At 61.3% G+C, this 10,659-nt stretch carries 6 protein-coding genes; all 6 read left to right on the top strand.

What is annotated here, in order from left to right; all coding sequences use genetic code 11:
- Positions 1 to 15 precede the first annotated feature (15 nt).
- Positions 16 to 5,283 (top strand): GAF domain-containing protein, encoded by a 5,268-nt coding sequence (locus NZM16_RS10625; RefSeq protein WP_295480302.1) that lies wholly within the window; start codon positions 16 to 18, stop codon positions 5,281 to 5,283.
- Between the two features lie 292 nt (positions 5,284 to 5,575).
- Positions 5,576 to 6,664, top strand: a complete 1,089-nt coding sequence (add, locus tag NZM16_RS10620) for an adenosine deaminase (RefSeq protein ID WP_295480300.1) — start codon at positions 5,576 to 5,578, stop codon at positions 6,662 to 6,664.
- Between the two features lie 336 nt (positions 6,665 to 7,000).
- On the top strand, positions 7,001 to 7,540 hold the full coding sequence (locus NZM16_RS10615) for an HNH endonuclease (RefSeq protein ID WP_295480298.1): 540 nt from the start codon (positions 7,001 to 7,003) through the stop codon (positions 7,538 to 7,540).
- 12 nt (positions 7,541 to 7,552) lie between these two features.
- Positions 7,553 to 7,780: a DUF2905 domain-containing protein gene (locus tag NZM16_RS10610; protein ID WP_295448298.1), complete on the top strand. Its 228-nt coding sequence runs from the start codon at positions 7,553 to 7,555 to the stop codon at positions 7,778 to 7,780.
- A 455-nt stretch (positions 7,781 to 8,235) separates the two neighbouring features.
- Positions 8,236 to 9,651 (top strand): aspartate ammonia-lyase, encoded by a 1,416-nt coding sequence (locus tag NZM16_RS10605; protein WP_295448300.1) that lies wholly within the window; start codon positions 8,236 to 8,238, stop codon positions 9,649 to 9,651.
- Between the two features lie 198 nt (positions 9,652 to 9,849).
- Positions 9,850 to 10,659 (top strand): class I SAM-dependent methyltransferase (locus NZM16_RS10600; RefSeq protein ID WP_295448301.1); only part of this gene is annotated, 810 nt, incomplete at its 3' end.

The following is a 10,659-nucleotide window of genomic DNA, read 5'->3' as shown; positions in this document are numbered from 1 at the left end:
GTGACCGCGAGGAGCTTGCGATCCGCCCGTTTCGAGCTGGAGCAATATCGTCAAGCGATCGCCCAGGTTTCGGAGGCCGGCCGTGAGGCGGCCCAAACCACGGACATGGAGCAGTGGCTGGGCCTGGCGCTGCGAATCATTCTGAAACTCGCCCGCGCAGAGGTCGGAATCCTTCTCCTTCCAGACGAGGCCCGTTCTTCCTTCCCTCCAGCAATGGTGGTCAGTGTAAAGAACGGGCCCAAGGAGTGGGCCGCCAATGTTGCCTGGCAAAATCTTCAAGCTTTGACAGGAATGGAAGGGGTTCATGGAATCCCATGGAAGCGTCTTCCGGGCCCTCTGAAGGATCTGCTGCCCTCTTCCGCCTTTGCCTCCACCGATGTCATCCCTCTGCGCTTCGCTGGGCGCCCGTTAGGGCTGGTGATTCTCGGACGAAGCCAGTCGATCCCCGAAAGGACAGAGGCGGAGGCGCGCCTGGTCGAGGCCTTGAGCGGGCTGATCGCCTCCACCGTGTATGTCTTCCGGCTGCTGGAGCATTCCCGGCGGATGGCCCACGAGCTGGCGGCTTTCCATGCGATGATTGGCCTGTCGGGTTTGATCCCGGATGTCCCCCGGCTAGCCGAGGAAGCCCTGGGGTGGCTTCTGGAGAACTTGGGTTTCGAGGGTGGATGGTTGCTTTTATCGGAAGGCGAAGGGAAAGGCTGGCACGTGGGGGGTCGCGATCCGGAAACGATGCGAGCGTTGATCGCAGCGCTGCCCCCGGAGATGCTGACCCAGGCGCTTCAGGAAGATCAGGTTCGGGTTTGCCTGCCCCCCGAAGCGGGATGGCCTGGGGGGCTTCGTGCCCTTGTCCTGGCTCCGCTTCGGGCGCAGGACCGAACGATCGGCCTGCTGGGTCTGGCCTCTTCCCATCCGGAGCGACTGGCTCCCGCGGAGCAGGCATTCATCACAGCGATCACCGATCAGCTTGGCGTGATCCTGGAAACGGCTCGAATGACCCAGCGGGAGCGCCGTCGGAGCCGGCTCATGGCCCAGCTGAGCCGAGTGATGACGGAGCTGACAACTGACCTGGATCCAGCCATCATCCTGGAGCGAACGGTCAAGGGGATTTGCAAGCTCTTCGATGCCGGTGAGGCTCAGATTTGGATGTGGGACGCTTCCGGGGAAAACCTGGTCTTGCGGGCAACGACGAATCCCCAGCGATGCCCGGTCGGGCATCGTCTGCCCCGCGAGAAGGTGGTTGCCCTCTTGGGAGAGCCTCCTGTCGGGCCGCGCCGGCTTCCAGATGGTGGAGCCCTGGGATGGCTCGGCGAGAGCTCTGAAAATCAGGTGTGGGTGGCGCCGCTGCCGCACGGGGAGCGAACGCTGGGCTATCTGGCGATTTCCGTGGATGCTCGAAAAGATTTCCAGGCGGAAGAGCTGGAGGCCATGCATCTCCTGGCTTTCCATGCGGCCATTGCCCTCCAGAACGCTACTCTGTATCGGGAAACCCAGCGTCGGATCCGGGATCTGGGGGCGCTGGTGGTCGGAGCGGCCCTGGCGGCCTCCACCCTCAGCACGGAGGAGGTCCTCTGGCAAGCGTCAAGGCATCTGGCAGACGTGCTCCAGGTCACCAACTGCACGATCTCCCTGTTGAACCCGCAGCGGGATGCGCTGATCGTCTATGCGGATTACACGCCTCCGGAGCGACAGGCGGAAGATCCCTCCCCGCCGGAGATGGGCCGGGGTTATCCTCTGGCGGAATACCCGGCAATCGTTCGCCTGTTGCGGGGAGAAGGAGGAGATTTCATGGTAATCCGGATGGACGACCCAGAGGCTGATCCCCACGAGAAAGCCTGGATGCAGCATTTCGGTTATCAGACATGTTTGACGCTTCCGCTTTGGGTGCGGGGTCGCGCGATCGGATTGATCGAGCTCAGTGACACCCGGTTGCGTCATTTCACCGAGGAGGAGATCCAGCTGGCCCGGGCGCTGGCGGATCAAATCGGGGTAGCCCTGGCCAACACGATGCTTTACGAGGCCGAACAGCGACGCGCCCGTCTGCAAGGGGCGTTAAGCCGGATCTCCCGCGCATTAACCGCCACTCTGCGCTCCGAGGAAGTGTTCGAGGTGGCGGTCCGGCTGGCTGTCGAGGAGATGATGGGCGATGGAGCGGTGATCTTCCTGATCGGCCCAGATCCAGCCCAGCTGGAGGTCGCCGCCTCGGCGGGATTGTTATCCGAATATCTTGTAAAAGGAAGCATCCGGCCGCTGGCGGGAGCCCTCGCCCGGGCCCTCGCTCAGGATGTGATGGTGCGGATTGGGGATACCCTGAGGGATGAAGAGAATCTGTTGCTGGCGTCTGAAGGAGCGGACCCGATCCGCTCGGCGCTCATCGTTCCACTTCATATAGAGGATTTTATCATTGGCACCCTCGTGCTTTTCTCCATTCATCCCCACGCTTTCTTCCCCGAGGATGAGCCGATCTTTCGATCGCTGGCGGATCATGTCAGCCTGGCGCTCCACAACGCCCGGCTTTATGAGGAATCCCAGAAGCGGATCACCGAGCTCAGCGCCCTTCAGGAAATGGCCGCCCAGGTCACGGCCACCCTGGATCTTCATCAAGTGCTTGAGACGGTGGGCCGGCACCTTCTGGGGCACACCCAGGCAGATCGGGTGTATATCCATCTGCTGAACGAGAACGGGGAGCGCTGGCGTTCGGGGATGACCCTCGCACGGGGAGGGAAGATCCTCCTCGAGGCACCTCGTCCTCGGCCGGAGGGAGTCACCGAAACCGTGGTCCGAACCGGCCGTCCCATGGTCATTCCGAATACCTCAGCACATCCGCTGTTCAAAGATCCTGAAACTCGGGCCTGGGGGATTGGGGCCATTGCGGCGTTTCCGCTACGTCATGCGGGCCGGGTGATGGGTGCCCTGCAGGTGGTATTTGAATCCCCTCGGCTGTTCAGCGCAGATGAGCTGCGCTGGCTGAGCACCATCGTCGACCAGGTGGCGGTGTCGATCGCCAACGCCCGTCTCTATGAGGAGGCGCTGAGCCGCCTGAGGGAGCTGGAAACCCTTCACCGGGCTTCCGAGATTGCCGTCCGCTTCACGGATTTCGACGCCCTGATCGATCAGATCATCCGGCTGCTCCGGGAGGAACCGGCCTTTCAATACGTGGCCCTCTTCCTGACGGATCCCATGAATCCTGACATGCTGGTGCGGTATCGAACCGGTGAGCGAGAGGAGGAGGCTCAGCGCGCCGATCGCCTCCGGCTTGGGGAGGGGGTGGTGGGGCGTGCCGCTGCGACCCGGACCCCCGTGCTGGTGCCGGATGTGCAGCGGGATGAGGGATACCTGCCTCGGATCCCCCAGACCCGGTCGGAGCTGGCCGTTCCGCTTTTGTTAGGCGACCGCTTGATCGGTGTCCTGGATGTCCAGAGCCCGGAACCGGGAGCTTTCCGGGAAGATCACATCCGCCTGCTTAGCGCCCTTGCCGGACAGCTGGCGATCGCCCTGGAGAACGCACGGCTCTTCCATCAGGTGCGCCGTCGGCTGAATGAGCTGAGCATCCTCTACGAGGTGATCGCGGCGGCGACTGCCACCCTGGACCCAGAGCGCGTGATCCACCAAGCCCTCTTTGCCATTCAACGAACGCTGGGCTTCGAAGCGGTGGAATGCCTCTTGCTGGAGGAGGAAACCGGGCGTCTCCGGAGCTACGGGCATTATGGGTTCTCTGAACAGGCGATCCTTGTCCCCCTCACGATCCACCAGGGAATCACTGGCCGGGTGGCCCGAACAGGGATTCCGGCTCTGGTCCCGGATGTCACCCAGGATCCGGATTATTTAGAGGCAGAACCCGGCACCCGCTCTGAGCTGGCCATCCCGATGAAGATCGGGGAGCGGGTCATCGGCGTGCTCAATGCGGAGAGCCCGCGCCCGAACGCCTTCACGGAAGAGGATATGCGTCTGATGACCACCCTGGCGGGCCACCTGGCGGTGATCCTGGAGAACGCCCGCCTATACCGCGAGACGACCCAGCGCCTGCGGGAGGTCACCACGCTTTATGAGTTCGCCCGTCGCATGAGCACCACTCTGGATCTGGGGATCCTGTTGGACTCGGTAGTGGTGACCCTGCGGGAGGTCCTTCATTGTCGGGCGGCGAACATTATGTTGCTGAACCCTCGCACGGAGCTATTGGAGATCCGGGCTGCCGCAGGGGTCAAGGACCGCTGGCGGCAGGAGGCTCGCCTGCGGATTGGCGAGGGGATCGCCGGCCAGGTCGTGCAGCAGAAGCGTCCGATCTATGTCCCAGACACCCGTGAGGATCCACGCTTCGTGGTGTTCGATCCCTCCGTCCGTTCCCTGATGTGTGTTCCGTTGATGGTCGGCGATCGGGTGATCGGAGCTCTCTCGGTGGACCATGAGATTCCCAACGCCTTTCAGCCGGAGCATGAGCGTCTGCTGACCATCGTGGCCACCCAGGCGGCTGCCGCCATTGAGAACGCTCGCCTGTTCTACGAATTGAAGGCGCATGCGGAGGAACTGCGCCGGGCTTACGAAGAGCTTCAGGAGGCGGATCGTCTGAAAGATGAAATCGTGCAGAACGTCTCCCATGAATTGCGAACCCCTCTGACCTTCATCAAGGGGTATGTGGATCTCCTGCTGGATGGCTCGATGGGGCCGTTGACAGAAGCGCAGCGAGAGGCTGTGAAGATCATTTCCGAGAAAACCAACCTGCTGAGCCGGCTGGTTGGCGATATCGTTACCCTTCAGCGGATCGAGCGAGGGGCCCTCAACTTTGAGGCGGTGGACATTGTCGCCATAGCTCGTGTCTCCGTCCAGAGCTTCCAGCTCACCGCCTCCCAGGCCGGCCTGGAGTTCGCTATCGAGGATCCAGGGGGTCCAGTGATCGTCTGGGGAGATCGAGAACGGCTCTCCCAGGTCCTGGACAACCTCCTGCACAACGCGGTGAAGTTCAGCCCCAACGGGGGGCGCATCACAGTTCGCATTCTGGACATGGAGAAGTATGTCCAGGTGTCGGTGCAGGACACGGGCATTGGGATCCCACCGGATAAACTGGAGCGCATCTTTGAGCGGTTTTATCAAGTGGATGGATCTACCAGGCGGCGGTTCGGGGGGATGGGGCTGGGCCTGGCCATCGTCAAGCGGATCGTGGAGGCCCATGGCGGCCAGGTCTGGGCGGAAAGCGAGTTGGGGAAGGGAAGCACCTTTTACTTTCCCCTTCCCAAGCCGCCGACCGTAGCCCCTGATGAATTGCTGGAGTTTCTATTCGGGGAATCATGAGTGGGGGTTACGAAAGGGTTTTCGGGGGCGGTGCGGGGGGCGAAGGCTCCCCGCACCGCCCCCGAAAGATTTTTTCTCCCCGCGGCCTGAAGGGCCGCGAGGAGGGAGGAGGACAGCTCGCTTAGCCCCGGAAGCTCTCATGGAGTAAAAAAGGTCAAGGCGAGTTCCGCTATCCGTTCTTCTCGATTGGACACTTTTGAAGCAGCTCTTAGAGTATTCAGAGATGGACTCGGCGAGAGGTCGAGAGAGCAAAGGGTCAAGATCGGTGGAGCCATCTCCGGAGCGCGTGCGAATGCGCCTCCGGCGCGGCCCGGTGGCGCATGCATGGCGCTCTCTTCTCCATCGTCTCCCCAAAGTCGATCTGCACCGGCATTTGGAAGGATCCCTTCGCTTAAGCACCCTGATGGAGATCGCTCGTCGCCATCAGATCCACCCGGGGCTGGACATAGGGGCAACGGAGCTGGAACCTCTCATCCGGTTCACAGCCAGCGAGCCCGCGGATTTCCACCGCTTTCTCTCCCGTTTCCAGCTCCTTCGCCTGTTCTACACCAGCGAAGAGGCTATCCGCCGTATGGCCTATGAAGCGGTCGTCGATGCCGCTCTTGATCACGTCCGCTATTTGGAACTCCGCTTTAACCCCGCAGCCCTCGCCCAGAGTCAGGGGTTTCGTCTGGAAGAGGTCATTGAGTGGGTTCTGGAGGGCGTGGAGCAAGCCCAGCGGGAATTTGAAATTCAGACACGCCTGATTCTGACCATCGTGCGGGGGGAAAACCCGGAGATCGCCTGGCGGATCGCCCGTCTGGCTATCGCCTACCGCCCTCAGGGTGTGGTGGCGCTGGATCTGGCAGGGGATGAGCTTCGCAAGTCTGCCAAAGAGCTAATTCCTGTTTTCCAATGGGCCCGCGAGCAGGGGCTCTTCCTGACCATCCATGCGGGAGAGGTGGGTCCTCCAGTAAATATCCGCCATGCGATCCTGGTGATGGGTGCCCACCGCATCGGTCATGGGATCCAGGCTATCCATGATTTCTATGTCCTCCGACTGCTTCATGAGCGAAACATTCCACTAGAGATCTGCCCGACCAGCAACCTGCAGACGGGCGCAGTTGCAAACTTCCGTTACCATCCCCTTCCGGACCTCTATCGGTTAGGTCTCAAAGTCACGCTGAACACCGATGATCCTAGCATCAGTGACACCACGCTGACCGATGAGTATTTGTTTGCTATGGCCGGGATGGGTTTACACTGGAAGGACTTGTTGCGGATCCTGGAGAACGCGGTGGAGGCTGCTTTTCTCAGCCCGGAGGAACGTCAGCTCCTGACCCGACGCCTCCGCCAGGAAATCCAGGCCATCGAGCGGAGCTGGCGCCTTGAAGGAGGGTGATGAGGCCCGGGATTGAGCAGGTTCGGACGGATTGTCCCATTCCTCTGGCGAATTTGCTGCGCCCTGTTTATAATGATGCCGTGGAAATCGATGGGCCTTCCTTTGATCTGTCTTTGCATTCGATCCAGAGGGCAGCGCTTACTTGGGGGTTGAGGGCATTCCCTGTGTGCGGCTTTGTGGGCGGGCGAGGCCGCCCACAAAATCAAAAATCCCCCTCCTCGAGGAAGGGGGATCCAGGGAGAAGAGGCCATCGCCACAGCATCCCCACCAGTCCTGAGTTGATCACGACCATACAGGGTCCTTCTTCGGAGGATCTTCTCTCAGGAAGGTTCCGCCATGGAGGCTTCAAGGAGGTTCGGATCCCCATCCCTGCTTCAAGCACCGGTGTTGGTGCTGAACGCCAACTTCGAGCCTCTGAATGTCTGTTCTCTCCGCCGGGCGATCACCTTGGTGCTCAATGGGAAAGCAGAGATTCTGGAGAACGGCCGGGGCGAGGTGCGCACTCCTTCGCGGGCTTTCCCGTGTCCTTCGGTGATCCGGTTACGCTATGTGGTGCGGCGGCCGCCCCGTCGGTTGCGTCTGACCAAGCGGGAGATCCTGAGGCGGGACCAGTATACCTGTCAATATTGCGGGCGCTCCTCTCCTCACTTGACAGTGGACCACGTGATCCCGCGCCATCGAGGCGGAAAGCATACATGGGAAAACCTGGTGGCGGCATGTCCGGCGTGCAATCGCCGCAAAGGGAATCGGACGCCGGCTGAAGCTCATATGGCTCTGCTGCGACCACCCTTTGAGCCTGTCCCCACCATCCGTTATCTTTTCGGCTTCTACCTGCGAGAATACGGGGAGTGGCGGAAATATCTGGAAGGATGGTGAGGAGGGGATGAAATGCCGTTTCAGGAGTTCGGACGCTGGTTCATCCTGATCGGGCTGTTCTTCCTGGTTCTGGGTCTGATGTTCATGCTGATCGGTAGGGTGCCAGGCCTCGGCCGCCTGCCCGGGGACATCCTGATCCAGAAAGGGAACTTTGTGTTCTTCTTCCCGCTGGCCACCTCGATTTTGCTCAGCCTGCTGCTCACCCTGGTGCTGAACCTGGTGTTTCGAATCTGGCGTTAAGATTAACACAGGACAGGGCATCGTAGGGGCACCCACAAGGGATGCCCCTATTCGGGCGTTAAGGTAGATGAGGCTATGGGCAACTTCAGGCGTTGAGTCCAATCCGATGAGGAAAGCAGGCCGGGGTCCCTCCCCCAAAATCCGCAGGAGGGCTCAGAAGCTGCCCATGGCGTAGATGGTGTAGAACGATCCCTCCCCTCGCTGTTTCGCGTTGCTCTGTAGCAGGGATCGTCAGGATTGCAATCGAGCAACCGCAATCCTGATGACCCCTGCGGGGGATTCGGGGCTTGTCCCTCCCCCCTACCCTCTCCCCACGTCGCTTCGCGGCGTGGGGAGAGGGTTGAGAAAAAACCCCCGGTTTGCAACCGAGGATTTCGCGGCGAAGGGGGAGGGGGAAGAAAAACGGCCTCGGGCTAGGGGCGGCGGTGGCGCGATCCACCCTTAAGGAGGTTGCTATGGAGGCGTTCCGAGTTGAACGGGATTCCTTAGGGGAAGTGCGGGTCCCGGCCCATGCGCTCTGGGGAGCTCAGACGCAGCGAGCGATCGAGAACTTCCCGATCAGCGGGATCCGGTTCCATCGGGATTTCATTCGCGCCATGGGGCTGATCAAATACTGCGCCGCTAAAGTCAATCGGGATCTGGGCCTGCTGGACGAGCGGCGCGCGAACGCGATCATGCAGGCGGCCTGGGAGGTCATCGAGGGGAAGCTGGATGATCATTTCCCGCTGGATATCTTCCAGACCGGGTCAGGAACCTCGACAAACATGAACGCCAACGAGGTGATCGCCAACCGGGCCATCCAGATCCTGGGCGGCGCGATCGGCTCCAAGGAGATCCATCCCAACGACCACGTGAACCTGGGCCAGTCCTCCAACGATGTGATCCCGGCGGCCATCCATATCTCGGCCTATCTGGCCGTGCACGAGCGGCTGCTCCCGGCTTTGCGCCATCTCCACGAGGTGCTCCTCGATAAGGCGCATGAGTTCGATGATATCGTGAAGACCGGGCGCACTCATCTGATGGATGCCATGCCGGTGCGCCTGGGTCAGGAGTTCTCCGGTTATGCCAGTCAGATCGAACATGGGATCCGTCGGGTTGAGTCGGCGTTGCCGCACTTAGCGGAGCTGGCCCTCGGGGGGACAGCGGTGGGCACCGGGATCAACACCCATCCGGAGTTCGGCCGGCGGATCGCGGCAGCCCTGAGCGAGGAGACCGGGTTGCCGTTCCGGGAAGCGGAAAATCACTTCGAAGCCCAGGCGGCCCAGGACGCGGCGGTGGAGCTGAGCGGCCAGCTGAAGACTGTGGCCGTTTCGCTATATAAGATCGCCAACGATCTGCGCTGGATGAACTCCGGCCCGCAGGCCGGCCTGGCCGAGATCCGGCTCCCCGCTTTACAACCCGGGTCCTCCATTATGCCGGGCAAGATCAACCCGGTGATCCCTGAGGCGGTGATGATGGTCTGCATGCAGGTGATGGGCAATGATGTGGTAATCAACATGGCCGGCGCCTCGGGGAACTTCGAGCTCAACGTGGCTCTGACCGTGATCGCTCATAATCTCCTTCAGTCCATCCATATCCTGGCGAGCGCGGCGACGGTGCTGGCCGATAAATGCATTTGCGGCATCGTGCCCAACCGCGAGCATATGGAGACGCTGGTCCATAAGAACGCGATCCTAGCCACCGCCCTCACGCCTCACATCGGCTACGATCGGGCCGCGGAGGTGGTAAAGAGGGCGATGGCGGAGAACCGGACAATCCGCGACGTGGTCCTGGAGATGGGCCTCCTGCCGGCGGAGAAACTGGACGAGGTCCTGGATGTGCGGAAAATGACGGAGGGCGGCTTCGTGGCCGGGATGTCCGCAGGTGGTTAAGGGCGCGAGGGCAGGCCAGGTCTGGCTCGCTGCCCTTGAGGAGGCGAAGAGACCGCCACCTTTTGGCCGATTCAAAGGCGGGTGGAGATAAACGGCCCCACCCGCCTTTGAATGTCTGGCGCCTGGCATCCGGGGCCTAGCGAGCGGACAGTAAGCGAACGGTGCAACTCCTCAACCTCTGAGCGAGGGGGTCGGTAGATGGGAGAACGCGGCTTGCGAGTGATCCGGGAGTTCCAGAGCTATTACGATGATCTGAATGGTGTGCGGCGGGCCATTGTGCACCGGATCCCTGGGGCCCCTGGCCAGCGGTGGTTAGATGTCGGAACTGGAGACGGATGGTTCGCACTGGAGATAGAGCGAGCGCTGTTCCCCCGGACGGTGGTCGGGATCGACCTGGCGCGGTGCGAGGTCGAGCTGGCCCGTCAGCATGCCCAGGAATCCAATTCCCAGCTCAGCACCTTTATCCAGATGGACGCCTATCGCCTGGGGTTCCCAAGCGGCATCTTCGATGGGGTAGGGACCTTTCTGGCTCTTCAGGATATCTGCCTGGACTTGCCGAGCATGCACCGCCTGTTTGAAGAGGTCAATCGAGTGCTGAGGCCAGGAGGGTGGTTTGCCCTGGCAACCACCACGCCAGAGGATGCAGAGACCCCATCGCAGAAGCTGGCCCTGGAGATCTATCAGTATATTCGGGCTGGCTTCTTTACCAAGGTGGAGATCCAGGAAGCTCTGGAGCGAATGGGGTTTCAGGTGGAGCAGGTGGAGTTTTATCCCACCGGGGTAAATCTGGATCCAGAAGAGGCCAAAGCGTTCATTCAGTTCGAATGCGACTGGTTGGAACGGGCTTATGGATGGCGAAACGGGCCGGACTGGCGGGCGGTTTGGGCTTATTTTGAGCCGCGTATCCGGGCACTGGGGGGGCTGGAGGTAGACGCCAAAGTGACCTTCTTCTTAGCTCGTAAGGTGCACCCAGTAAAGCCCGCGTCTGAACTCGTCGTGGATCTCTCG

This window comes from Thermoflexus sp., from assembly GCF_025055495.1.
GTDB lineage: Bacteria > Chloroflexota > Anaerolineae > Thermoflexales > Thermoflexaceae > Thermoflexus.
The sequence above is the reverse complement of the archived record's forward strand: the minus strand, read 5'-3'. Positions and strand labels throughout refer to the sequence as shown.